The following is a 24,762-nucleotide window of genomic DNA, read 5'->3' on the forward strand; positions in this document are numbered from 1 at the left end:
GACGCTCAACGGCTCACATCGATACACAGGTATTTCAGCTCCAGATATTCTTCTATCCCGTAGCGCGATCCTTCACGCCCGAGCCCTGACTGTTTCACGCCGCCGAACGGCGCCACTTCGTTGGAAATCAGCCCGGTGTTGATGCCGACCATGCCGTACTCCAGCGCTTCCGGCACGCGCCACTGGCGCGCGGCGTTCTGCGTGAACAGGTAGGCGGCCAGGCCGAATTCGGTGTCGTTGGCCATGGCGATGGCTTCCGCCTCGTCATGGAAGCGGAACAGCGGCGCCACCGGCCCGAAGGTCTCTTCTTTGGCGAAGCGCATTTTCTGCGTCACGCCGGTCACCACCGTCGGCTGGAAGAAGGTACCGCCCAGCGCGTGCGGCTGGCCACCGGTGGCGATCTGCGCCCCTTTGATCAGCGCGTCGTCGATATGGCTCTGCACCTTCGCTACCGCATCGCTGTCGATCAGCGGCCCCTGGGTGGTGCCTTCCTGGCTGCCGTCGCCGACTTTCAACTGCTCGACCGCCGCCACCAGTTTCTCCGCCAGCCGCTCGTAGATGCCGTCCTGCACGTAGATGCGGTTGGCACAGACGCAGGTCTGGCCGCTGTTGCGGAACTTGGAGGCCATGATGCCCGCCACCGCCGCGTCCAGATTGGCGTCGTCGAACACGATGACCGGCGCGTTGCCGCCCAGCTCCAGCGACAGCTTCTTGATGCTCGGCGCGCACTGCGCCATCAGGATGCGGCCGACCTCGGTCGAACCGGTAAAGCTCAGCTTGCGCACCACCGGGCTGTCGCACAGCACTTTGCCCACCTGCGCCGCTTCCCCAGTCACCACCTGCAACACGCCGGCGGGAATGCCGGCGTCCTGCGCCAGCTTGGCCAGCGCCAACGCGGTCAACGGCGTTTGCTCGGCCGGTTTGACGATGATGGCGCAACCGGCCGCCAGCGCCGGCGCCACCTTACGGGTAATCATCGCCGCCGGGAAATTCCACGGGGTGATGGCCGCGCACACGCCGATCGGCTGCTTCACCACCACCAGGCGCTGCGAAGCCTGCGGCGCCTGCAATACCGCACCGTCCACCCGCTTGGCCTCTTCGGCGAACCAGGTGATGAACGACGCGGCGTAGGCCACTTCGCCGCGCGCTTCCGCCAGCGATTTGCCCTGCTCGGCGGTCATCAGCTGCGCCAGATCTTCCTGTGCGGCCAGCACCTTGTCGGCCCAGGCCAACAGCAGCGCAGAACGCTGCTTGGCGGTCAGCTGTTTCCAGTCGTTTTGCGCCCGCTGCGCCGCCGCGATCGCCTGCTGGGTTTCCTCTTCGCTGACCAGCGGAATGCTGGCCAGTTCGGCGCCGGTGGCCGGGTTGATCACCGCTTCGCGCTTGCCACTCAGGGCATCGCACCATTCACCGTTGATCAGACACTGGCTGCGCAGCAGCTCGGGATTGTTCAATTTCATGCCGTTCGCTCCTTAGTGAGCCAGCGCGCGGGACAGGATGCCCATCGCCTTGGTGAACTGATCGTCCGGGATGGTCAGCGGATACAGGAAGCGGATCACGTTGCCGTTCACGCCGCAGCTCAACAGCAGCAGCCCTTCTTCCATCGCCTTCTGCTGAACCTGACGGGTGATCTCCGCCGAAGGCTTGCCGGTAGCCGGATCGTTGAACTCCACCGCCACCATCGAACCTTGCGCGCGCACATCCGCAATTGCCGGGCTGGTTTTGCGCGCCTGCTGCAGCACTTCCACCAGGTGCTGCCCCAAGCGCTGGGCGCGCTGGCACAGCTGCTCTTCTTCGATCACATCCAGCACCGCGTGCGCCGCGGCCACCGCCAGCGGGTTACCGGCGTAGGTGCCGCCCAGCCCGCCCGGCGCCGGCGCGTCCATCACCTCGGCGCGGCCCGCCACCGCCGACAGTGGCATGCCACCCGCCAGGCTTTTCGCCATGGTGATCAGATCCGGTTTAACGCTGTAGTGCTCCATGGCGAACAGCTTGCCGGTACGGGCGAAGCCGGTCTGTACTTCGTCGGCAATGAGAAGAATGCCGTGCTGGTCGCACAGCGCGCGCAGCGCCTGCATAAAGTCGGCCGGCGCCACGTTGAAACCGCCTTCGCCCTGCACCGGCTCCAGCACGATCGCCGCCACCTGCTTGGGATCGATATCCGCTTTAAACAAGCGATCCAGGCTGTTCATCGCGTCTTCGGTAGTCACGCCGTACAGCGCATTCGGGTACTGGCCGTGGAACACCGAGCCGGGGAACGGCCCGAAGCCCAGTTTGTAAGGCGCCACTTTGCCGGTCAGCGCCATGGTCATGTAGGTACGGCCGTGGAAGCCGCCGCCGAAGGTGATCAAGCCCGGGCGGCCGGTGTAAGCGCGGGCGATCTTCACCGCGTTTTCCACCGCCTCCGCGCCGGTGGTGAAGAAGGCGGTTTTACACGGGCCGGCGATCGGCGCGCGCTGGTTGATGCGCTCCGCCAGCGAGACATAGCTTTCGTAAGGAACGATCTGATAGGCGGTGTGGGTGAAGGCCTGCAGCTGCTTTTCAATCGCGGCGATCACCTTCGGGTGGCGGTGGCCGGTGTTCAGCACGGCGATCCCCGAGGCGAAATCGATCACTTCTTTGCCTTCCACATCCCACAGCGTGGCGTTCTCTGCGCGCTCGGCGTAAAAACCACACATCACGCCCACTCCGCGCGGGGTGGCGTCCTGACGGCGTTGGTTCAATTCTGCGTTTTTCATGCTGTTCTCTCCGGTCGGTGCCAGTTACACGTTTCGTTCACATTCGTGAAACAATGCCGTTTATTTACACAGGATGTGGCCCTATAATCGAGTGCCAGTTACGAATAATTGAGGGATCCAATTGCGCTCATTGAGTGGTGATCTGTTGCTGCAGCGCCTCGGCGAGCAGCCCGATGACAAGCTGCACAAGCGGCTTTACAACGCGATCCGCACCAGCATTCTCGACGGCAGCCTGCCGCCCTCCAGCCGCTTGCCCGCCTCGCGCGATCTGGCGCAGGAGCTCAGCCTGTCCCGCAACACCGTATTAACCGTTTATGAACAACTGTTGGCGGAAGGCTACGTATCGGCGCGCGCCGGCAGCGGCACCTTCGTCGCCGACACGGTACCGGACAGCTGCCTCTCCACCGGCGGCGCGCCGGCCGACGGCAGCGGGCAACCGCGGCGCGTCGAACTGTCCGAGCGCGGCGCCACGCTGCTGCACCACGCCAGCGCCAGCCCCAAACAGTGGGGGGCATTCATTCCCGGTGTGCCCGACGTCAACGCCTTTCCCCATCAGCTGTTCAGCAAGATCCAGGCGCGCCTCAGCCGCCGCCCGGCGCCGCAGCGGCTGACCTACAGCAATCAGGGCGGCAGCCCGGAGCTGCAGCATGCGTTGGTGGAGTATTTACGGGTGGCGCGCTCGGTGCGTTGTTCGCCGGAACAAATCCTGATCACCGAGGGCATTCATCAGGCGATCGATCTGGTGACGCGCATGTTGTGTAATCCGGGGGATGACGCCTGGATCGAAGAGCCGGGCTATTGGGGGATCCGCAATATCCTGCGCATCAATGCGCTGAACATCTGCCCGCTGGCGGTGGACGAAGCCGGGCTGGTGCCGCCGGAGCAGCCGACCACCCCGCCCCGCCTGATTTTCGTCACTCCGTCGCACCAGTATCCGCTCGGCTCGGTGATGAGCCTGGCGCGCCGCCAACGGCTGCTGGCGCTGGCGCGCAACGCCGGCGGTTGGATCGTCGAGGACGATTACGACAGTGAATTCCGCTTTTCCGGCCAACCGATCCCGGCGCTGCAAGGGCTGGAGGCCGACGCGCCGGTGATTTACATCGGCACCTTCAGCAAAACGCTCTATCCGGCGCTGCGCCTCGGCTATGTGGTGTTGCCGCCGCCGCTGGTGCAGGCGCTGAAAACCGCCCACGCCGAGCTGTACCGCGGCGGGCACCTGCTGATCCAGAGCGCGCTGGCGGAGTTTATTCAGGCGGGGCATTACACCGCGCATATCCGCCGCATGCGGCTACTGTATGCCCGGCGGCGCGCTTTCCTGACCGGCTTGATCGAACAGCACCTCGGCAAACAGGCGCTCAGCGAGTTCAACAGCAACGCCGGGCTGCATCTGATCCTCAACCTGCCGGACGAGGCCGACGACGTGGCGATCGCCGCCGCCGCCGGCGCGCGCGGGGTGCTGGTGCGGCCGCTGTCGCGCTACTACATGCAGCCCAACCGCCGGCGCGGCCTGCTGATGGGGTTTGCCTGCGTACCGGAAGAGCAGATGGCCGCCGCCTTCACCCAGCTGCTGGCGTGCATCAACGCGCCCGAAATGAAAAAGGCGGCTCCTTAGGGCCGCCTTCGCGCGTTACCAGGCCTGAAGCCGCCAACCGTCCGCCTGCCGGTGCAGACGGTGCGTCGGCCGCAGCGCCTGCAGGAAGTCTTCGTCGTGCGACACCACCAGCATCGCGCCGGGGAAATCCGCCAGGGCGGTTTCGATCGCCAGCGACGACGCCAAATCCAGGTGGTTGGTCGGTTCGTCCAGCAACAGCAGCTGCGCCGGTTGCCGCCGCCACAGCGCGCAGGCCAGCGCCGCCTTCAGCCGTTCGCCACCGCTCAGCGAATCCAGCGGCAGCGCGATGCGATCGGCGCCAAGCTGCAACTGCGCCAGCCGGGTGCGCAACGCGCCTTCCACCAGCGGCGAATCCTGCAGCCCGAGATGCTCCATCACCGACAGGCTCGGGTCGAGCTGCGACAGAGTTTGATCGAGATAGGCCGTCGACAGCGGGCAATGACAATGGCCGGCAAGCGGCGCCAGCTGGCCGAGAACGGTCTTCAGCAAGGTGGACTTGCCGCAGCCGTTAGGGCCGGTCAACGCCACGCGCATCGGACCGTCGATCCGCAGATCCAGCGGCGGCGCGCTGACGAACGGCAGCTGCAGCTGTTCGAGCACCAGCACCTGCTTGTTCGCGCTCACATCACTGCCCGGCAGCGCCAGCAACACCGGCTGTTCCTCTTCCACCCGCTGATAGGCCTCGCGCACCGCCGCATCGAGGCTGTCGCGCTGGTCCTGATGCTGTTTGCGTAGCGTGCCGAGGCTCTCCTTCGCCGCCGATTTGTAGGCCACCCGCTCGAAAGAGGCGATATTCAGCGTATCGACGACGCGCAGCGTTTGCGCCGAGCGCCGCTGGCTCATGTCGTGCTCTTTCTGCTGACGCGCGCGGGTACGGCGGCGTTCCTCGCGCGCATGCTCCAGATCGGCGCGCGCCGCCTGCTGCTCCGTGTCGCGCTGGCGGCGGTAGTCGTCGTAGTTGCCGCCGTAGCTGCGCAGCGCGCCGGGCGTCAGTTCGACGATGCGCTCCATACGCCCCAGTAGTTGCCGGTCATGGCTGGCGATCAGCAGCCCGCCCTGCCACCGCTCCAGCTGCTGATACAGCCAGGCGCGCCCGGCGCTGTCGAGGTGGTTGGTCGGTTCGTCCAGCAGCAGATAATCCGCCTCCCCCAGAAAAGCGCCGCATAGCGCCGCGCGCATCCGTTCGCCGCCGCTCAAATCGCATGCGGATCGCAACGGATCGAAGGCCGGCAGCCCGGCGGCGGCGAAGGCGCTTTGCAGGCGATCGTTGAGATCCCAGCGCCCTTCCAGACGATCGATGTCGTCCGCCAACGGCCGCCCCTGCTCGATGCGCGCCAGCGCGGCGAACACCTCGCCGTAGCCCAGCAGCTGCGCCAGCGTGGTGTCGGCCGCGATCTCCGGCTGCTGCGCAACGTAAGCCAATGCGGCATGGGATTCGACGTGCCCGTTGCCCGGCCGATCCCGCCCGGCGATCAGGCGCAGCAGCTGGGTTTTGCCGACGCCGTTGCGCCCCACCAGGCCGCAGCGCTGCCGATCGAAAGCGAGATCCAGCGGGCCGAACAGCGTTTCGCCGTCAGCAAATTGGCAGGTCAGTTGATGTAAAACGAAATAAGGGGACTGCGCAAAATGAGCCATAAGCACTCCTGAATGAGATCAAAACATCCCCACAGGGCGCGAGAGCGCACGGCGTGGGACCAGATATCAACAGGTGTGGTTGTTCATTTTCGGTTATGGCTCCGCAGAGAGAAGGTATTTGCAACGCGCAAAGGTTAACCGATCTTTTGTTCGTTATGCAAACAGTGTCTGAGATTCATGACGTCTATCACATTCGGCGCAACGCAGATTCCCAAGCGGCGCGACAACGGCTAGATTTATCTCATCCGACCACTTTTGTTCACATAATTATAACAACGGGCCCCGATTTCACCCGATGGAGAGTGCAATGAGCAATTACCCTCACCTGCTGGCGCCGCTGGATCTCGGCTTCACCACCCTGAAAAACCGGGTGCTGATGGGATCGATGCATACCGGCCTGGAAGAGCTGCCCGACGGCCCGCAGCGCCTGGCCGCGTTCTATGCCGAGCGCGCCGCCGCCGGCGTGGCGCTGATCGTCACCGGCGGCATTGCCCCGAACGAACAGGGCGTGGTTTTTCGCGGCGGTTCGATCCTCAACAGCGAGGAGCAATTGCCTCACCACCGCCCGGTGACCGAAGCCGTCCACCGGGCGGGCGGCAAAATTGCGCTGCAGATCCTGCACACCGGCCGCTACAGCTATCAACCCAAGCTGGTCGCCCCTTCTGCCCTGCAGGCGCCGATCAACCCGTTTACGCCGAGCGCGCTCAGCGAAGCGGAGATCGAGCAGACCATCGCCGACTTCGCCCGCTGCGCGGCGCTGGCGCAGCAGGCCGGCTACGACGGCGTGGAAGTGATGGGATCCGAAGGCTATCTGATCAACCAATTCTTGACGACGCGCACCAATCAGCGCGACGACCAATGGGGCGGCAGCTTCACCAACCGCATGCGCTTCGCCGTCGAGACCATCAGGGCGGTGCGCCAGGCGGTGGGCGCGGAGTTCATTCTGATCTACCGGCTGTCGATGCTCGATCTGGTGGAAGACGGCTCCAGCTGGCAGGAGATCGAGCAGCTGGCGCTGGCGGTTGAACAGGCGGGCGCCACGATCATCAATACCGGCATCGGCTGGCACGAAGCGCGTATTCCGACTATCGCCACCATGGTGCCGCGCGCCGGATTCAGCTGGGTGACCCGCAAGCTGATGGGCAAGGTCGGCATCCCGCTGATCACCACCAACCGCATCAACGATCCGGCGGTGGCCGAGCAGGTGCTGGCGGACGGCTGCGCCGACATGGTGTCGATGGCGCGTCCGTTCCTCGCCGACGCCGCCTTTGTGCAGAAAGCCGCCGAGGGGCGCGCCGACGAGATCAATACCTGCATCGGCTGCAACCAGGCCTGTCTCGACCAGATTTTTGAAGGCAAGCTGACTTCCTGCCTGGTCAACCCGCGCGCCTGCCGCGAAACCGAAATGCCGCTGACAATGGCGGAGAAACCGAAAAAACTGGCGGTGATCGGCGCCGGCCCCGCCGGGCTGGCCTTCGCCACCACCGCCGCCAGCCGAGGCCATCAGGTGACGCTGTTCGACGCCGCCGAGCAGATCGGCGGCCAGTTCAACATCGCCAAGCAGATCCCCGGCAAGGAAGAATTCCATGAAACCCTGCGTTACTTCCGTCGCCAGCTGGCGCTGCGCGAAGTGACGGTCAGGCTGGGCGTCAAGGTCGAGGCGGCGGATTTAAGCGAATTCGACGAAGTGATCCTCGCCTGCGGCATCGTGCCGCGCACCCCGGACATCCCCGGCATCGGCCACGCCAAGGTGCTGAGCTATCTGGACGTGCTGCGCGATAAAAAACCGGTCGGCCAGCGGGTGGCGATCGTCGGCGCCGGCGGCATCGGCTTCGACACCGCCGAGTACCTCAGCCAACACGGCGTGTCCAGCAGCCTGGATCAGGCGGAATTCAACCGCGAATGGGGCATCGACGGCCGCCTTGAGCAGCGCGGCGGGCTGGCGGCGCAAGGGCCACAGGCACCGCGCGCCGCGCGGCAAATCTACCTGTTGCAGCGCAAAACTAGCAAAGTGGGTGAAGGCCTGGGGAAAACCACCGGTTGGATCCATCGCGCCAGCCTAGCGATGCGCGGCGTGAAGATGCTCAACAGCGTCAGCTATCGGCTGATCGACGACGAAGGGCTGCACATCACCCGCGCCGAGCAGGACAGCTGCCTGCCGGTGGACACGGTGGTCATCTGCGCCGGGCAGGAACCGCGCCGCGAGCTGCAGCAGCCGCTGCTGGCGATGGGGAAAACCGTGCATCTGATCGGCGGCGCCGACGTGGCCGCCGAGCTGGATGCCCGCCGCGCGATCGATCAGGGGACGCGGCTGGCGATGGCGCTGTAAAAAAGGGGCGCACAGCGCCCCTGACATTGATGACAAACCTCATCCCCATGCCGGGTGGCAGAGAGCAGCGAATAGAAAACAAGGAAAATCAATTTATTGATTTTCGGCTGATAACCACAAAGGGGGAAAAACCACGCTTTTTCCCCCCTTTGTCAACAGCATGAGGGGCGCACAGCGCCCTTGGTCATCACGCTCAGCGACGCGCGCCGGATTTCACCGCTCTCAAGATCACGAACTTCTTGTTCGAGGCCACCAGCGTGCAGTTGCCGAACAGACGCTTGAGCTTCTGGTGATAGTCGAGGTGGCGGTTGCCGACGATGCGCAATTCGCCGCCCACCTGCAGGCAGCGCTTGGCGTCGCAGAACATCTGCCAGGCGGTGTGATCGGTAATGGCGTGCTGCTGGTGGAACGGCGGGTTGCACAGCACCGCCTGCACGCTTTCGCGCTCGATGCCCGCCAGCGCGTTGTTCACCTCAAATTGGCAACGATCCAGCTCTTGCGGCAGGTTGTGCTCCACGTTCAGTTCGCTGGAGGCCACCGCCATGTAAGATTCATCGACGAAGGTCACCTGCGCTTCCGGGTTTTGCGCCAGCGCCGTCAGGCCAATCACGCCGTTGCCGCAGCCCAGATCGACGATATGGCCGTTCAGGCCGCGCGGCAGATGCTCCATAAACAGGCGCGCGCCGATATCCAGGCTGCCGCGCGAGAAGACGTTGGCGTGGTTATGGATAAGCCAATCGGTGCCGTCCAGCGGCCAGTCGGTGGTTTCCGCCGCCGCCGGCGGGACGATGTCCGACGCCTGGCAGAAGATCAGGCGCGCTTTCTTCCACGCCAGGCTGGTGCGCGTCGGGCCCAGCACCTTTTCAAACAGCTGCATCGTCGAGGTGTGCACGTCGCGCGCCTTGGCGCCGGCGACGATCAGCGTGTCTTCGGTCACGACGTGGCGCAGCGCGCGCAGCTGCTGCTCCAGCAGCGCCAGCGCCTTTGGCACGCGAATCAACACCACCGCCGGCGCCGCCGGCAGCTCGGCCAGACTGTCCAGCAGCGTAACCTGCTCGGGATCCAGCCCGTTGAGCTTGAGGTTGTGGCGCGTCGCCAGCTGGCTCATGTAGGAGTCGCTGACGCTGTAAGGGCGATGCGCGTGCAACGCACAGGCCAGGGTGCCGAAGTTATCGTTGAAAATCAGCACCGGACGGCCGCCGATATCTACGTTTTCAAGCTGTTGCAGCAGATATTCGTCCGCCGCTTCCCACGCCTGCAGTTGGGTGGATTCTTCTTGTTGGGGATAACGCTCCAGCTCAAGTTGCTGTGTTCCCAGATCGAGTTGGCTCATTGCCCCTCCTGACTGATAAAATTTGGGCTGTTTATCCCCTAAAAACGCCCGTCAGTAAAATGTTTTTTCGGATAAATTGCGTATTGCGCCGCGTATCTGAAAACCCGCGCTCCTTTTCTCCTTTAACAACATTAACCTTTCCCTCCCGAGCACCCATGTCGACGTTTTTTTAACCTGACGGGGTGTAACTTTAAATGTTACACTGCCAGTCCCTATGGAAGGGGGAAAGCATGATTAAATCTTTCCGCGATCGCTACCTGGAGCAGTTCTATCTGGGAGGCAGACGCAGCCGTCTGATCCCCGGTGCGCTCGAGCGGCAGTTGGCCAGAAAACTCGATATGTTGGCCGCCGCGCAGCAAGAGCGTGATTTGCATCACCCCACGGGTAACTATTACAAACGGCTATCCGGGCCATTTCAGGGATGGTCAAGCCTGCGCGTCAATATGCACTGGCGGCTGATGTTCCAGTGGCGGCATGATGCCGCTGAAAAAATTTACCTCGATCCTCACCAAGATACCTGAACGAGGGGGAACCAATGTTGGAAACCACGACTCGCGAACCCACCACGGTGGGAGAAGTGCTGCAGGAAGAATATTTAACGCCGCTAGGCATCGGCCAGGAGGAACTGGCAAAGGTCTTGGGCGTCACCCGCGCCACCGTCAATCGCCTGTGCAACGGGCATCGACGCATGAGCGTTGCCGAGGCCAATCTGTTTGCCGATCTGTTCGAAACGACCGCTGACTTTTGGCTAAACCTGCAGGCGGCACACGATCGCTGGGAAGCCAGACAGTCCGATGCGCAGCGTGTGCGGCTGCGGCCAATCAAAGAAATACTGGGGCGCAATATCACTCATGCATGACACCGAACTCGCCTACCTGCAAGGCTACCCAACGCATCTGCAAAGCCAGGTGCAGCAACTGATCCATCAGAATCGGCTGGGAGACGTGCTGCTGCAGCGCTACCCGCAGGTGCACGACTGCACCACCGACAAGTCGCTGTATCAGTTTACCGTCGATCTGAAAAATCAGTATCTGCGCAACGCCCAGCCGCTGAGCAAGGTGGCCTACGACAGCAAGATCCACGTCATGAAGCACGCGCTTGGCCTGCACACCGCCATCTCGCGCGTGCAGGGCGGCAAGCTGAAGGCCAAGGCGGAAATCCGCGTGGCGACGGTGTTCAAGGTCGCGCCCGAACCCTTTTTGCGCATGATCGTGGTGCATGAGCTGGCGCACCTGAAAGAGAAAGATCACAACAAGGCGTTCTACAGCCTGTGCTGCCATATGGAGCCGGATTACCACCAGCTGGAGTTCGATACCCGGCTGTATCTGACGCACCTTTCGCTGTTCGGCGAGCTGTATGCATAGCGAGTGAGGGCGTGATAATCTGCGGTTTTAGGCCTGGACCGGAGCTCGCCATGATTCGCTTTGCCGTCGTCGGCACCAACTGGATTACGGAACGTTTTATCGATGCCGCCCATGAAAGCGGCAAACTCAAGCTGAGCGCCGTGTATTCACGCTCGCTGGAACAGGCGCAGGCGTTTGGCGCCAACTACCAGGTCACGCAGTTTTTCGACTCGCTCGAGGCGATGGCGCAGTCTGACGCCATAGACGCGGTGTATATCGCCAGCCCCAACTCCCTGCACTGCCCGCAATCGCTGCTGTTCCTGCGCCATAAAAAGCACGTGATCTGCGAAAAACCGCTGGCCTCCAACCAGCGCGAAGCGGAACAGCTGGTCGCCTGCGCGCGGGAAAACCAGGTGGTGCTGTTCGAGGCGTTCAAAAGCGCCTATCTGCCGAATTTCCTGGCGCTGCAGCAGGCATTGCCTAAAGTCGGCCGGCTGCGCAAAGCCTTTATCAACTATTGCCAATACTCTTCGCGCTATCCGCGCTATCTCGCCGGCGAGAATCCCAACACCTTTAACCCGCAGTTTTCCAACGGCTCGATCATGGACATCGGCTACTACTGCCTGGCCAGCGCGGTGGCGCTGTTCGGCGCGCCGCAGTCGGTGCTGGCCAGCGCCACGCTGCTGGATACTGGCGTGGACGCCCACGGCACCGTCTGCCTAAACTACGGCGATTTCGACGTCACGCTTTCCCATTCCAAGGTCAGCGACTCGGCGCTCCCCAGCGAGATCCAGGGGGAAGAAGGCACGCTGATTATCGACAAGATTTCCGAGTGCCAGGGCGTGGCGCTGACGCCGCGCGGCGGCAACCGGCAGGACCTGAGCCAGACTCAGCACATCAACACCATGCTGTATGAAGCGCTGGCCTTCGCCGAGCTGGTTGAGCAGCGTCAGGTGGAACATCCGGGGCTGGAGAATTCGCTGATCGTCGCCCGCCTGCTGACCGACATCCGCCGCCAGACCGGCGTCGTCTTCCCCGCCGACGGAGAATGAGATGAAACCGCTGCTCGTGATGCAAACCGGCGACGCGCCGCAGGCCATTCGTCAGGAATTGGCCAACTTTGATGGCATGTTCCTGCAACAGGGGAATATCGACGCCGAACGCGCGCACATCGTGCATCTGCCCGCCGGCGAAAGGCCGTTGCCGCCGGCCGCCTATTGCGGCGTGGTCATCACCGGCTCGCCGGCGATGGTGACCGAACGGCTGCCGTGGAGCGAGGAGGCCGCCGAATGGCTGCGTCAGGCGATGGCGATCAAACTGCCGCTGTTCGGCGTCTGCTACGGCCACCAGCTGTTGGCCTACGCGCTCGGCGGCGAAGTGGGCTATCACCCGCAGGGCATGGAGGTCGGCACGCTGGAGATCGAACTGCTGCCCGCCGCGGCCGACGATCGGCGGCTCACCCTGCTGCCACCGCGATTCAAGGCCAATCTTATCCACTCGCAGAGCGTGCTGACGCCGCCCGCCGGCGCGCAGACGCTGGCGCGTTCGCAGCAGGACGCGCACCAGATCCTGCGCTATGGCGATCACGCTCTGACCACCCAGTTCCACCCGGAATTCAACGGCGCGGTGATGAGCCAGTATCTGCAGTGGCTCGGCGAACTGCATCCTGAGCAGCAAGCCCGCTATCAACAGCAACAACAACAGGTTAGCGACACGCCGTTCAGCCGCCTGCTGCTGCAGGGATTCGTCGTCAGCCTCGGCGCGCAAAAAGCGATGGCCGGCTAACGCGATTCACGTTGACCGCCGACACATTTTGCATTACTTTCTGCTCTGCAAAGGGGAGTAACTTCATTGCCGGTCAATCGTCATTACGATGCGCAAGCATCCGGTTACCGGGCAACCTGATGTCAAAGGTGTAACCACCTTCATCAACGTTGTAAGTGAGACCTTGCCGGAAGGCGAGGTTTGCTTGCAGCGTTCACAGAGCGGCTGGCGTCTTCCGACGTTGGCCGTTTTTGTTTTTGAAGGATACCTCTGATGATGAATTCCGTTGGCACACCGTGGTTATGGGGCAGCTTCGCCGCCGTCATAGTCGTGATGCTCGCAATCGATCTCCTGTTGCAGGGCCGTAAAGGCGCGCACACCATGTCTATGAAGCAGGCCGCCAGCTGGTCGCTGGTGTGGGTCAGCCTCTCCCTGCTGTTCAATTTCGGTTTCTGGTACTACCTGAATGAAACCGCCGGGCGCGCCGTCGCCGATACCCAGGCGCTGGCCTTCCTCACCGGCTACCTGATCGAAAAAGCGCTGGCGGTGGATAACGTGTTCGTCTGGCTGATGCTGTTCAGCTACTTCGCCGTGCCGGCCAACCTGCAGCGGCGGGTGCTGATCTACGGCGTGCTGGGGGCGATCGTGCTGCGTACCATCATGATCTTCGCCGGCAGCTGGCTGGTCAGCCAATTCCAGTGGCTGCTGTATCTGTTCGGCGCCTTCCTGCTGTTCACCGGTATCAAAATGGCGCTGGCGAAGGAAGATGACTCGGCGATCGGCGACAAGCCGCTGGTGAAATGGCTGCGCAGCCACCTGCGCATGACCGACAACCTGGAAGGCGAGCGCTTCTTCGTGCGCCGCAACGGCATCCTGTTCGCCACCCCGCTGGTGCTGGTGCTGATCCTGGTAGAGCTGAGCGACGTGATCTTCGCGGTGGACAGCATTCCGGCGATCTTCGCCGTGACCACTGACCCGTTCATCGTCCTGACCTCCAACCTGTTCGCCATCATGGGCCTGCGCGCCATGTACTTCCTGCTGGCCAACGTGGCGGAGCGTTTCTCGATGCTGAAATACGGCCTCTCGGTGATCCTGGTGTTTATCGGCATCAAGATGCTGATTATCGACTTCTTCCACATCCCGATCGGCCTATCGCTGGGCGTGGTAGCGGGCATCCTGACGCTCACCTTGCTGATTAACGCCTGGGTCAACCGTCGCAACGATCGCCTGGCGAATAAACAACCATAATCTGTTATCCGGGGCGCTAGTCGCCCCGTGATTGTTTGGCAATTCCCCCAAAACGCCAAACGTTATTGCGATCACACAAATGTAACCAGTATGTTACCAAGTGTTGATCCGCGCTTAGAATTTCACCTTCGCCTCTTTCCAACATCATTCGATTGCTGAATACTGATTCGGCAAACACACTTAGTTACAGAATCATATAAAGCCACCCGGCGTCGTTCCCGCCGCGGCGGCCAGATAACATCAGGAAGAAAGCACTATGCAAAAACTACTACAAAAGATCACGCAGGGTAGCCTGGTCAAACAAATCATGGTCGGCCTGGTGGCCGGCATTCTGTTGGCGCTGGTTTCGCCGGCGGCGGCCTCCGCCGTTGGCCTGCTCGGTTCCCTGTTCGTCGGCGCGCTGAAGGCGGTGGCGCCGGTGCTGGTGCTGGTGCTGGTGATGGCCTCGATCGCCAACCATAAACAGGGGCAGAAGACCAACATTCGCCCGATCCTGTTCCTCTACCTGTTGGGCACCTTCGCCGCGGCGCTGGTGGCGGTCGTCGTCAGCTTTATCTTCCCTTCCACGCTGGCGCTGAGCACCGGCGCGACGGACATTACCCCGCCGGGCGGCATTGTGGAGGTGATGAAGGGCCTGCTGATGAGCGTGGTGGCCAACCCGTTCCATGCGCTGATTAACGCCAACTACATCGGTATTCTGGCGTGGGCCGTCGGGCTGGGGCTGGCGCTGCGCCACGCTTCCGAAACCACCAAGGGGCTGATCAACGACATGTCCCATGCGGTCACGCTGGTGGTGCGCGCGGTGATCCGCTGTGCGCCGCTCGGCATCTTCGGCCTGGTGGCTTCCACGCTGGCGGAAACCGGTTTCGGCGCGCTGTGGGGCTACGCCCAATTGCTGATGGTGTTAATCGGCTGCATGCTGCTGGTGGCGCTGGTGCTCAACCCGCTGATCGTTTACTGGAAAATCCGCCGCAATCCGTATCCGCTGGTGTTCGCCTGCCTGCGCGAGAGCGGCGTAACCGCCTTCTTCACCCGCAGCTCGGCCGCCAACATCCCGGTGAACATGGAGCTGTGCAAGAAGCTGAACCTGAATGAGGACACCTACTCGGTTTCCATCCCGTTGGGCGCAACCATCAATATGGCCGGCGCGGCGATCACCATCACCGTACTGACGCTGGCGGCGGTAAACACGCTGGGCATCGCGGTGGACGTTCCGACCGCCCTGCTGCTGAGCGTGGTGGCCGCCCTCTGCGCCTGCGGCGCGTCCGGCGTGGCCGGCGGCTCGCTGCTGCTGATCCCGCTGGCGTGCAACATGTTCGGCATTCCGAACGACGTGGCGATGCAGGTGGTTGCGGTCGGCTTTATCATCGGCGTGCTGCAGGATTCGGCGGAAACCGCCCTCAACTCCTCCACCGACGTGCTGTTCACCGCCGCGGCCTGCCAGGCGGAAGACCAGCGGCTGGCGAACGAAGACCCGCTGAAGGTGCGTTAATCCCACCTGGCTGCATTGCAAAGGCGCTCTTTCGAGCGCCTTTTTTGTCAGCCTTACAGCGTCACTCCGCTTTTAAAGATCGCCAGCTCGCGGAAATCGTTGGCTTCATTGCGCGCCGGACGGCCGTTGGCGATCTCGACGATCAGATCGACGAAGCGGCTGAGCAAGGTCTCCATCGCCACGCCGTGAACCAGACCGCCGGCGTCGAAATCGATCCAGTGCGGTTTCTTCGCCGCCAGTTCGCTGTTGGTGGCCAGCTTCACCGTCGGCACAAAGCCGCCGTACGGCGTGCCGCGCCCGGTGCTGAACAGCACCATATGGCAGCCGGCGCCGGCCAGCGCGCTGGTCGCCACCGCGTCGTTGCCCGGCGCGCTGAGCAGATTCAACCCCGGCACGCGCAGCCGCTCGCCGTATTTCAGCACGTCCACCACCTGGCTCAGGCCCGCTTTTTGGGTGCAGCCGAGCGATTTCTCTTCCAGCGTGGTAATGCCGCCGGCCTTGTTGCCCGGCGACGGGTTCTCATAAATCGGCTGTTGATGGGCGATGAAATAGCGTTTGAAATCGTTGATCATGTCGACGGTTTTGTCGAAAGTCTCCCCATCGCGGCAGCGGCTCATCAGGATGCGCTCGGCGCCGAACATCTCCGGCACTTCGGTCAGCACCGTGGTGCCGCCATTGGCGATCACATAATCGGAAAACCGTCCCAGCAGCGGGTTGGCGGTAATGCCCGACAATCCGTCCGAACCGCCGCACTCAAGGCCGAACTTCAGCTCGCTCAGGCGGCCCGGCTCGCGGCGATCGTGGCGCATCTCACGGTACAGCTCGTGCAGCAGCCCCAGCCCGGCCTCCACCTCGTCGTCCTGCTGTTGGCACACCATAAAGCGCAGCCGCCGCTCGTCCGCCATCCCCAGCGTGGCGCGAAAGGCCTCCACTTGATTGTTCTCGCACCCCAGCCCGATCACCAGCACCGCGCCGGCGTTGGGATGGCGCGCCATGTTTTGCAGCATGATACGGGTGTTGGCATGATCCTGTCCCAGCTGCGAGCAACCGAACGGATGGCTGAACAGATGCACGCCGTCGATCCCCTCCGCCTGCGTTTGCTGCAAAAAGCGCTGCTGGATCTGGCGGGCGATGCCGTTGACGCAGCCGACGGTCGGCACGATCCACAGTTCGTTGCGGATCCCCACGTCGCCGCCGGCCCGGCGGTACAGCTGCACCTCGCGATCCGCCGCCTGCGGCGGCAACGCCGGAAACTGCGGCTGGTAACGGTAGCTGTCCAGATCGCTCAGGTTGGTTTTGGCGTTTTGCGAATGAATATGTTCCCCGGGCCCGATGGCCGCGAGCGCGTGGCCGATCGGCTGGCCATATTTGATGATGTCCTCGCCCTTTGCGATCGGGCCGAGCGCAAACTTGTGCCCGCGCGCCACCGGCTGCGCCAGTTGAACGCGCTCCCCGTCCAGCTCAACCGTTTCTCCGGCGGCCAGATCGCGCAGCGCCACCGCCACGTTATCCTGCTCGTGAATCTTTATCGTACTTTGCATAAACCGGTCCCAGATAACGGCTACGCCAGTTCAATGGCGAAATAGTTTTTGGCGTTGTCGAAACAGATGTTTTTCACCATCTCGCCCAGCAGCGAGAGATCCGCCGGCGCTTCGCCGTCCGTCACCCAGCGGCCGATCAGCTGGCAAAGAATGCGGCGGAAGTATTCATGCCGCGTATACGACAGGAAGCTGCGACTGTCGGTCAGCATGCCGACGAAGCGGCTCAGCAACCCGAGCTGCGCCAGCTGCGTCATTTGGCGCTGCATGCCGTCCTTCTGATCGTTGAACCACCAGCCAGAGCCGAACTGCATCTTGCCCGGCGTGCCTTCCCCCTGGAAATTGCCGATCATGGTGCCGATCACTTCGTTATCGCGCGGGTTGAGGCAATAGAGAATGGTTTTCGGCAGGCCGCCCTGCCGCGCCTGGGCATCCAGCAGCCGCGACAGCGGCTCCGCCAGCGGCCGATCGTTGATCGAGTCGAAGCCGATATCCGGCCCGACGGCGGCCAGCATGCGGCTGTTGTTATTGCGCAGCGCGCCGATATGGTACTGCTGCACCCAGCCGCGGCGCCGGTATTCGCCGGCCAGGAACAGCAGCACTGTGCTTTTGAACTGGGCGCTCTGTTCCGGGGTCGGCAGCTCGCCGTTCAGGCGGCGCAGCAGGATCGCATCCAGCGCCGCTTCGTCGGCCTCGCCGAACACCACCACGTCCAGCGCATGATCGGCCACCTTGCAACCGTGGGCGGCGAAGTGATCCATGCGCTTGTACAGCGCGTCGCACAGCGCGCTGAAGCGGCCGATGGCGGTGTCCGCCGCTGCCTCCAGCTGCCGCAGATAGTCGTTGAAGCCAGGCGCATCGATGGCGAAGGCCTTGTCCGGCCGCCAACTCGGCAACACCTTGATATCGAAGCTGTGATCGTCGGCGATCGCCCGATGATGGAGCAGATCGTCGATCGGATCGTCGGTGGTGCCGACCATTTTCACGTTCATCTGCCGCATGATGCCGCGCGCGCGAAACTCATCCTGCGCCAGCAGCGCATTGCCGCGCTGCCAGATCTCATCCGCCGTGGCCGGCGACAGTAGCGTTCCGGTGATGCCGAACGGCCGACGCAGCTCCAGATGCGTCCAGTGATAGAGCGGATTGCCGATGGTGTGCGGCACCGTGGCGGCCCAGGCGTCGAATTTCTCGCGATCGCCCGCATCGCCGGTGCACAGCCGCTCCGCCACGCCGTTGGTGCGCATCGCCCGCCATTTATAGTGATCGCCCCGCAGCCAAATATCGTAAAGGTTGCTGAAGCGGGTATTCTCCGCGATCTGCTGCGGCGGCAAATGGCAGTGATAATCGAAAATCGGCTGGTCCGCCGCGTAGTCATGATACAAACGCCGGGCAAATTCGCTGTCCAGCAGGAAATCTTCGCTCAAAAACGTCGCCATCTCGGGCTCCTTACCTTACTTGCCGTGCGGCATGGGGATCGAATCACAAAAGTTATCACACCAATTTCAATGAGCGTCCAGCAAATTTTTCTCGACGCCTGCCGTTTTGCTGTCCCTTAATCCCTTTTCTGCTCGTTTTTACGGCAAACTTGCGCCATAAATGCGCTATTTCATCGGCGACAGTATCGCTCAGGCGAATAATTCCTTTTGTGATATCACTCAACTTTTAAACCTGTATGACAGGTTATTGTCTCGCCAGCCGCATCGCCGGCCATACCTTCAAACGGGGAGACATTTCGGATGCGTAAAATTAAAGGGTTACGCTGGTACATGATCGGGCTGGTGACCGTCGGCACCGTGCTGGGCTACCTGACCCGCAACGCCATCGCCGTGGCGGCGCCGACGCTGGAAGATACGCTGCACATCACCACCCAACAGTATTCCTACATCGTCGCCGCCTACTCCGCCTGCTACACCGTGATGCAGCCGGTGGCGGGCTATGTGCTGGACGTGCTGGGCACCAAGGTCGGCTACGCCATGTTCGCCATTCTGTGGGCGCTGTTCTGCATGGGCACCGCGCTGGCCAACAGCTGGGGCGGCCTGGCGCTGGCGCGCGGCGCGGTCGGCATGGCCGAGGCGGCGATGATCCCCGCCGGGCTGAAGGCCAGCAGCGAGTGGTTTCCGGCCAAAGAGCGTTCGATCGCCGTCGGCTATTTCAACGTCGGTTCGTCGATCGGCGGCATGATCGCCCCGCCGCTGGTGGTGTGGGCCATCGTGGCGCACAGCTGGGAGATGGCGTTCATCATCACCGGCGTGCTGAGCCTGATCTGGGCCATCTGCTGGCTGCTGTTCTACAAACACCCAAAAGATCAGAAGAAACTGAGCCAGGAAGAACGCCGTTACATCCTCGAAGGCCAGGAGGCGCAGCACCAGACCTCTAACGCCAAAAAAATGTCCGCCTGGCAGATCGTGCGCAACCGCCAGTTCTGGGGCATCGCGCTGCCGCGCTTTCTGGCGGAGCCGGCCTGGGGCACCTTCAACGCCTGGATCCCGCTGTTCATGTTCAAGGCCTACGGTTTTAACCTGAAAGAGATCGCCATGTTCGCCTGGATGCCGATGCTGTTCGCCGATCTCGGCTGCATCGTCGGCGGCTACCTGCCGCCGCTGTTCCAGAAGTATTTCAAGGTCAATCTGATCGTCTCGCGCAAGCTGGTGGTGACGATGGGGGCGGTGTTGATGATCGGCCCCGGCATGATTGGCCTGTTCACCAGCCCTTACGCGGCTATTGCGCTGTTGTGCGTCGGCGGCTTCGCCCATCAGGCGCTGTCCGGCGCGCTGATCACCCTCTCTTCCGACGTGTTCGGCCGCAATGAGGTGGCGACCGCCAACGGCCTGACCGGCATGGCGGCCTGGACCGCCAGCACGCTGTTCGCGCTGGTGGTCGGCGCCCTGGCGGACACTCTCGGCTTCAGCCCGCTGTTCGCCGCGCTGTCGGTCTTCGATATTCTCGGCGCCATCGTCATCTGGACGGTGCTGCAAAACCGCCCGGCCGCCGAAGCGCAACCGGCCGCGCTGCAGCCGTCTCCGGCGCGCAGCTGATCCCGTCGCCCGGCCCCCGCGCCGGGCCTTCTGCTCCTCTGGCAGCGGTGCCGAATAAGTGGTATAACAAATCCGATGGCCACGCGCCCCTTCCCACCGCACCGTATAGAGCATTCACTATGGAATTCACTGAAACCAGACGCCTGTATCAGCAACTGGCCGCCGAGCTTAAACAACGCATCGAAAGCGGCCGCTACCCGGTGGGCGACAAGCTGCCGGCCGAGCGATACATCGCCGAAGAGATGAATGTCAGCCGCACCGTGGTGCGCGAAGCGATCATCATGCTGGAAGTGGAAGGCTATGTGGACGTGCGCAAGGGATCCGGGATCCACGTGGTGTCCAACCAGCAAAAACACCTGGTGGTGCCGGGCGATAGCATCGAGTTCGCCACCGCCGGCCCGTTTGAGCTGCTGCAGGCGCGCCAGCTGATCGAAAGCAACATCGCCGAATTCGCCGCCACCCAGGTGACCAAGCAAGATATCGTGCAGCTGATGGAGATCCAGGAGCACGCCCGCAAAGAGGATCGCTTTCGCGACTCGCAGTGGGATCTGAAGTTCCACGTGCAGGTGGCGCTGGCCACCCAGAACACCGCCATGGCCACCATCGTGGAAAAAATGTGGGTGCAGCGGGTCAACAACCCTTACTGGAAGAAACTGCACGAACATATCGACGAACGTTCGATCGCCAGCTGGTGCGACGATCACGATCAGATCCTCAAGGCGCTGATGCGCAAAGATCCTTACGCCGCCAAACTGGCGATGTGGCAACACCTGGAAAACACCAAGCAGATGCTGTTCAACGCCACCAGCGACGATTTCGAATACAATGCCGACCGCTATCTGTTCGCCGAGAATCCGGTGGTGCATCTGGATGGCGTGAGCCACGAACCGAAATAGCCACGGCGGTCAAAAACCGTCGGCTTATGTCAGGTAATGTAAAATCCGCTGAATCGATGCCGGAACCGCCGTTTGCCGTGTACTATTTCACCGTCGGCAACGTAGATTTCCCTGTTGCCAATCGTGCTATTTTGGTAGAGTTAGCCCACTTTTTTACCCATTGCTGCGGGGGCGGGACGCGAATAAATGCGCTGGTTGTTTGCCATGCTGATTGCTGTTTTTTGCTGGACCGGTTCGGTCTCCGGCCAACAGCTATGCGTGGCGTCACCCAAGCCAACCCCCAGCGCGCTGAGCAGCCTGCCGCTGCTGGCGGAGCCGGCGCTTTCCCCCTATGATCATGTGTATCGGGCACCGGCCGAAGCGCGCCGCAAAGCCCCCGGCAAGTTGCCGCTGCTGCTGCCCAGAGCGCACTCTTTCCCCGGTTCGCTGCTCGCATCCTCCCTGCCGGCGCCGGTCTATACCTTGGCCGCAGAGCCGGGCTACCGAATTCGCTTCCCCCGCCAGGACACTCCGGCTCCCAACCGGCTTGCCCAGGTCGACTGGATGCTGGACGCCTCCAGGCAACAGAGTCGGCAGGCCGGCTGGAAAGAAAGTAACATGCAGTACCGTGGCACGCTGACTTATCACCTATGACCGGTGTCGCACCGCTAAAAACCTTAAAGCAACGCCGTTTCATCGTTATCAGCATTCAGGATCGCCGCGCGCTTTCAGCCCACGCCCGTTCCGCCGCTGAGATAAAAATAAACAATGACGTTTTAGGAACACCGGATGGACATCATTAAAGAACTGATACATGCCCTGTGGCAGCAGGATTTTGAGACGCTGGCGAACCCTTCGTTGGTGTGGACCCTCTACATCCTGCTGTTCATGATTCTGTTTTTGGAAAACGGCCTGCTGCCGGCCGCTTTCCTGCCGGGTGACAGCCTGCTGATCCTGGTCGGCGTGCTGATCGCCAAAGGCACCATGGGCTTCCCGCTGACCATCGTCATCCTGACCGTCGCCGCCAGCCTGGGATGCTGGGTCAGCTACATACAGGGCCGGTGGCTCGGCAATACGCGAACGGTGCAAGGCTGGCTTTCGCACTTGCCGGCCCACTACCATCAACGCGCTCACAACCTGTTCCACCGCCACGGGCTTTCCGCCCTGCTGGTCGGCCGCTTCCTGGCCTTCGTACGCACCCTGCTGCCGACCATCGCCGGCCTGTCCGGCCTGAGCAACGCGCGCTTCCAGTTCTTCAACTGGATGAGCGGCCTGCTGTGGGTCTTGATCCTGACGACGCTGGGCTTCGCGCTGGGCAAAACCCCGGTGTTCCGCAAGTATGAAGATCAGCTGATGTTCTGCCTGATGATGTTGCCGCTGGTATTGCTGGTGGTCGGGTTGATCGGCTCGTTGATCGTGCTGTGGCGCAAGAAACGCGCCAGCGGCCAGAACCCGGGGAAAGGGGCGTGACAGCAAAGCGCCCGCGCTGGCAATACGTCCTGATGATCGCGCTCGCCCTGCTGGCGTTGGCGACGCTGTTGGTGCCCTGCATGGTGCGCACCGAGAGCGAGCTGCGCATTCGCGCCAGCCAGCAAGGGCTGTCGCTGCCCGACGGTTTTTACGTCTACCAGCGCCTGGATGAGCGCGGCATCCGCATCAAAAGCATCACGCCGGAAGGCGATGGCCTGGTCATCCGTCTGGATTCGCCGGAGCAGCAGTTGCTGGCGCGCGAAGCGCTGCAAACCATCCTGCCGCCCGGTTACCACATCGCGTTGAGCGAATCCCCCGTGCCATCGCATTGGGTACGCGAATTTGCGCGTTCCCCACTCAATCTGGGATAATCCCCCTTCATGTGAAGGGGTTTCCTTTCATTGCATTATTTTCATTTTCATTCGCACCGATTAGCTCAAGAATTAATCAGTCAGCACCGAGTCACGGCTGATTCTTTGGGGGCGCGCCGGTTTCATGACTATGCTGAAGGGTAACTTCAGCCGGCGATGAACGCCCTCCTCTCGCGCTGCCGCCTTCGGCAGTCAGGAAAGCGGGTGCCTGTTCAGGCATCCCATGAAAAGGAACTGAAAGATGAAATTACGCCATTCACTGTTACTGCTGTTGCCACTCTGCACGCTGCCGGCCCTCGCTTCGGCCGCTGAGGGCGGCTGCGCCGCCAAAGCGCAAGACATCCAGCAGCAAATCGACTATGCCACCCAGCACGGCAACACCCACCGCGTGGACGGGCTGAAAAAAGCACTGAGCGAAGTGCAGACTCACTGTACCGAAGCCGGCCTGCAGGCCGAACGCCAGGAAAATATCGCAGAGAAACAGCGCAAGGTCGACGAACGCCGGCAGGAGCTGAAAGAAGCGCAGCAAACCGGCAAGCTGGACAAGGTCGCCAAGAAGCAGCAGAAGCTGGCGGAAGCGCAGGCTGAGCTGAAACGCGCTCAGGCGGAATAATTTTTTTGTACCAGCGGATTTATCGATGAGAGCCCCATCACACGGGATTTATTAAGCATATGGGATTGATGCCTGGTGTTATCTGCTGGCCATCACCCCTTTGCTCCGGCGAAAAAATCCGCTATGTTAAAAGTCTGTCGAAATAAACGTTAAGGAATAATCACATGGCACATGATTCAAATGCAGAAAACTTACGCGCTGAACTGAAGTCCTTAGCCGATACGCTGGAGGAAGTGCTGAACTCCTCTACCGACAAGCCGAAAGCCGAGCTGGAGAAGCTGCGCTCGAAGGCGGAAGGCGCGCTGAAAGAGACCCGTGCTCGCCTGAGCGACGCCGGTGACAAGCTGGCTTCGCAAACCAAGCAGATCGCCGGCCAGGCCGACGACTATGTGCGCGACAACCCGTGGACCGGCATCGGCATCGGCGCAGCGGTCGGCGTGGTGTTGGGCGTGCTGCTCGCGCGTCGTTAATCATGGCTGAACAACCGCAAGTGCGCGCGCAGGGCCCCGCTAAAGGGGTCCTGGATATCGGTCAGCGCATCATCACGATCCTGGTCGGCATGGTGGAAACCCGTGTCCGGCTGGCGGTGGTCGAGCTGGAAGAGGAGAAAGCCAACCTCATTCAGCTGCTGATCATGGCCGGTATGACGCTGCTGTTTACCGCCTTCGGTTTGATGAGCCTGCTGATCCTGATCTTCTGGGCCATCGATCCGGTCTATCGGCTGATGGCGCTGGGTGCCACGACCGGCGTGCTGCTGTTCCTGGCCGTGGTCGGCACCATTTGGACGCTGGTCAAGGCCCGTCGCACCACGCTGCTCGGCGCCACGCGCAAGCAGCTGGAACTCGATCGTGCCGAACTGGAGCGCGAGCCATGAGCCGCCGCCGCTATCTGGAATGGAAAAAAGAGAGGCTGATTCGCCAGATCCAGCAACAGCGTCTGGATCTGGCCGAACACAAGTCTTTATGGCTGGAAAAGACCGAACGCATCGACCGCGGCTGGCAGACGGTGTTTGGCCTGCGCCGCTATCTGGTGCTCGGTTCAAGCGTCATGGCGCTGTACGGCATCCGCCACCCCAGCAAGATGATCCGCTGGTCGCGCCGCGCTTTCGGCGCCTGGAGCGCTATCCGCCTGTTTAAAAAGACCTTCTCCGCCAAGTAAGCCCCGCGCTTTTCCTTCAAACATCCTGTTGCTCCGCCCTCGTTTCCCCCCTAAAACAGCGCTGCTTATCCCGAGGGCCGGGCAACCTGCTGACAAGCGTCAGTTTATTAGCACGCTAAAGATTCAGATTTTTTGAAAAATTACGACAGTTTTACTTGCTAACAACCTGAGCACTTCCCGCTTAACATTCACTCCATCAATTCGAGAT

At 62.1% G+C, this 24,762-nt stretch carries 25 protein-coding genes; 18 read left to right on the forward strand and 7 right to left on the reverse strand.

Annotation, left to right across the window (positions count from 1 at the left end; genetic code table 11):
- Positions 1-5: 5 nt before the first annotated feature.
- A complete protein-coding gene (locus SSARUM2_RS21125; protein ID WP_004937166.1) occupies positions 6-1,460 on the reverse strand; it encodes an NAD-dependent succinate-semialdehyde dehydrogenase in 1,455 nt (484 codons plus the stop codon).
- 12 nt (positions 1,461-1,472) lie between these two features.
- Entirely contained in the window at positions 1,473-2,738 is a 1,266-nt protein-coding gene (locus SSARUM2_RS21130; protein ID WP_016930169.1) for a 4-aminobutyrate--2-oxoglutarate transaminase, read from the reverse strand.
- A gap of 121 nt (positions 2,739-2,859) precedes the next feature.
- Between SSARUM2_RS21130 and SSARUM2_RS21135 the strand changes: the two genes are divergently transcribed.
- On the forward strand, positions 2,860-4,350 hold the full coding sequence (locus tag SSARUM2_RS21135) for a PLP-dependent aminotransferase family protein (protein WP_033654788.1): 1,491 nt from the start codon (positions 2,860-2,862) through the stop codon (positions 4,348-4,350).
- A 15-nt stretch (positions 4,351-4,365) separates the two neighbouring features.
- Here SSARUM2_RS21135 and SSARUM2_RS21140 read toward each other — a convergent pair whose 3' ends face one another.
- On the reverse strand, positions 4,366-5,985 hold the full coding sequence (locus SSARUM2_RS21140) for an ABC-F family ATP-binding cassette domain-containing protein (RefSeq protein WP_049212944.1): 1,620 nt from the start codon (positions 5,983-5,985) through the stop codon (positions 4,366-4,368).
- 307 nt (positions 5,986-6,292) lie between these two features.
- Here SSARUM2_RS21140 and SSARUM2_RS21145 point away from each other — a divergent pair, with 307 nt between their 5' ends.
- Positions 6,293-8,314 (forward strand): NADPH-dependent 2,4-dienoyl-CoA reductase, encoded by a 2,022-nt coding sequence (locus tag SSARUM2_RS21145; RefSeq protein ID WP_033654790.1) that lies wholly within the window; start codon positions 6,293-6,295, stop codon positions 8,312-8,314.
- Positions 8,315-8,507: 193 nt separating this feature from the next.
- Here the strand turns inward: SSARUM2_RS21145 and rlmG are convergent, their stop codons facing one another.
- Positions 8,508-9,647: a 23S rRNA (guanine(1835)-N(2))-methyltransferase RlmG gene (rlmG, locus tag SSARUM2_RS21150; RefSeq protein WP_033649017.1), complete on the reverse strand. Its 1,140-nt coding sequence runs from the start codon at positions 9,645-9,647 to the stop codon at positions 8,508-8,510.
- A gap of 230 nt (positions 9,648-9,877) precedes the next feature.
- Between rlmG and SSARUM2_RS21155 the strand changes: the two genes are divergently transcribed.
- The 7 genes from SSARUM2_RS21155 (at position 9,878) to sstT (ending at position 15,494) form a co-directional block, all read left to right on the forward strand.
- The gene (locus SSARUM2_RS21155; RefSeq protein ID WP_033636092.1) at positions 9,878-10,168 is read left to right on the forward strand and encodes a type II toxin-antitoxin system RelE/ParE family toxin; all 291 of its coding nucleotides are present in this window, start codon (positions 9,878-9,880) and stop codon (positions 10,166-10,168) included.
- A gap of 14 nt (positions 10,169-10,182) precedes the next feature.
- Complete coding sequence (locus tag SSARUM2_RS21160) at positions 10,183-10,506, forward strand: HigA family addiction module antitoxin (RefSeq protein WP_033636093.1); 324 nt, start codon at positions 10,183-10,185, stop codon at positions 10,504-10,506.
- Positions 10,499-11,011, forward strand: a complete 513-nt coding sequence (locus SSARUM2_RS21165) for a M48 family metallopeptidase (RefSeq protein ID WP_060453133.1) — start codon at positions 10,499-10,501, stop codon at positions 11,009-11,011. The genes SSARUM2_RS21160 and SSARUM2_RS21165 overlap by 8 nt, the downstream gene beginning before the upstream one ends.
- Before the next feature lie 50 nt (positions 11,012-11,061).
- On the forward strand, positions 11,062-12,042 hold the full coding sequence (locus SSARUM2_RS21170) for a Gfo/Idh/MocA family oxidoreductase (RefSeq protein WP_033636095.1): 981 nt from the start codon (positions 11,062-11,064) through the stop codon (positions 12,040-12,042).
- A gap of 1 nt (position 12,043) precedes the next feature.
- A complete protein-coding gene (locus tag SSARUM2_RS21175; RefSeq protein ID WP_015379152.1) occupies positions 12,044-12,775 on the forward strand; it encodes a glutamine amidotransferase in 732 nt (243 codons plus the stop codon).
- A gap of 252 nt (positions 12,776-13,027) precedes the next feature.
- The gene (locus tag SSARUM2_RS21180; protein ID WP_060453134.1) at positions 13,028-14,002 is read left to right on the forward strand and encodes a TerC family protein; all 975 of its coding nucleotides are present in this window, start codon (positions 13,028-13,030) and stop codon (positions 14,000-14,002) included.
- Positions 14,003-14,258: 256 nt separating this feature from the next.
- Complete coding sequence (gene sstT, locus SSARUM2_RS21185; RefSeq protein WP_033649012.1) at positions 14,259-15,494, forward strand: serine/threonine transporter SstT; 1,236 nt, start codon at positions 14,259-14,261, stop codon at positions 15,492-15,494.
- A 53-nt stretch (positions 15,495-15,547) separates the two neighbouring features.
- Here sstT and SSARUM2_RS21190 read toward each other — a convergent pair whose 3' ends face one another.
- From SSARUM2_RS21190 to SSARUM2_RS21200, 3 genes are read right to left on the reverse strand one after another with little or no spacing between them, the layout of a single operon-like run.
- Complete coding sequence (locus tag SSARUM2_RS21190) at positions 15,548-17,035, reverse strand: altronate dehydratase family protein (protein ID WP_033654795.1); 1,488 nt, start codon at positions 17,033-17,035, stop codon at positions 15,548-15,550.
- A 20-nt stretch (positions 17,036-17,055) separates the two neighbouring features.
- Positions 17,056-18,468 carry a glucuronate isomerase gene (gene uxaC, locus SSARUM2_RS21195; RefSeq protein WP_060453136.1) on the reverse strand — a complete coding sequence of 471 codons (1,413 nt, stop codon included), beginning with the start codon at positions 18,466-18,468 and terminating at the stop codon, positions 17,056-17,058.
- A gap of 55 nt (positions 18,469-18,523) precedes the next feature.
- Entirely contained in the window at positions 18,524-18,691 is a 168-nt protein-coding gene (locus SSARUM2_RS21200) for a hypothetical protein (RefSeq protein ID WP_154610867.1), read from the reverse strand.
- Between the two features lie 77 nt (positions 18,692-18,768).
- On the opposite strand from SSARUM2_RS21200, the gene SSARUM2_RS21205 reads away from it, so the two are divergent.
- The 9 genes from SSARUM2_RS21205 (at position 18,769) to SSARUM2_RS21245 (ending at position 24,554) form a co-directional block, all read left to right on the forward strand.
- On the forward strand, positions 18,769-20,067 hold the full coding sequence (locus SSARUM2_RS21205) for an MFS transporter (RefSeq protein WP_033636101.1): 1,299 nt from the start codon (positions 18,769-18,771) through the stop codon (positions 20,065-20,067).
- Positions 20,068-20,186: 119 nt separating this feature from the next.
- Positions 20,187-20,963 (forward strand): transcriptional regulator ExuR, encoded by a 777-nt coding sequence (exuR, locus tag SSARUM2_RS21210; RefSeq protein WP_033636102.1) that lies wholly within the window; start codon positions 20,187-20,189, stop codon positions 20,961-20,963.
- 186 nt (positions 20,964-21,149) lie between these two features.
- Entirely contained in the window at positions 21,150-21,596 is a 447-nt protein-coding gene (locus tag SSARUM2_RS21215) for a hypothetical protein (RefSeq protein ID WP_033636103.1), read from the forward strand.
- 135 nt (positions 21,597-21,731) lie between these two features.
- A complete protein-coding gene (locus SSARUM2_RS21220; RefSeq protein ID WP_033636104.1) occupies positions 21,732-22,412 on the forward strand; it encodes a DedA family protein in 681 nt (226 codons plus the stop codon).
- Positions 22,413-22,444: 32 nt separating this feature from the next.
- On the forward strand, positions 22,445-22,783 hold the full coding sequence (mzrA, locus tag SSARUM2_RS21225; protein ID WP_016930183.1) for an EnvZ/OmpR regulon moderator MzrA: 339 nt from the start codon (positions 22,445-22,447) through the stop codon (positions 22,781-22,783).
- 241 nt (positions 22,784-23,024) lie between these two features.
- Positions 23,025-23,396 (forward strand): DUF1090 domain-containing protein, encoded by a 372-nt coding sequence (locus SSARUM2_RS21230; protein WP_033649008.1) that lies wholly within the window; start codon positions 23,025-23,027, stop codon positions 23,394-23,396.
- Between the two features lie 164 nt (positions 23,397-23,560).
- The gene (locus SSARUM2_RS21235) at positions 23,561-23,866 is read left to right on the forward strand and encodes a YqjD family protein (RefSeq protein WP_004937125.1); all 306 of its coding nucleotides are present in this window, start codon (positions 23,561-23,563) and stop codon (positions 23,864-23,866) included.
- Positions 23,867-23,868: 2 nt separating this feature from the next.
- Positions 23,869-24,270: a phage holin family protein gene (locus SSARUM2_RS21240; protein WP_033636106.1), complete on the forward strand. Its 402-nt coding sequence runs from the start codon at positions 23,869-23,871 to the stop codon at positions 24,268-24,270.
- Positions 24,267-24,554: a YqjK-like family protein gene (locus SSARUM2_RS21245; protein ID WP_004937121.1), complete on the forward strand. Its 288-nt coding sequence runs from the start codon at positions 24,267-24,269 to the stop codon at positions 24,552-24,554. The genes SSARUM2_RS21240 and SSARUM2_RS21245 overlap by 4 nt, the downstream gene beginning before the upstream one ends.
- The last annotated feature ends 208 nt before the right edge of the window (positions 24,555-24,762 follow it).

Origin of the sequence: Serratia sp. K-E0102 (assembly GCF_029962625.1) — a bacterium.
In the GTDB taxonomy this organism is placed as follows: domain Bacteria; phylum Pseudomonadota; class Gammaproteobacteria; order Enterobacterales; family Enterobacteriaceae; genus Serratia; species Serratia sarumanii.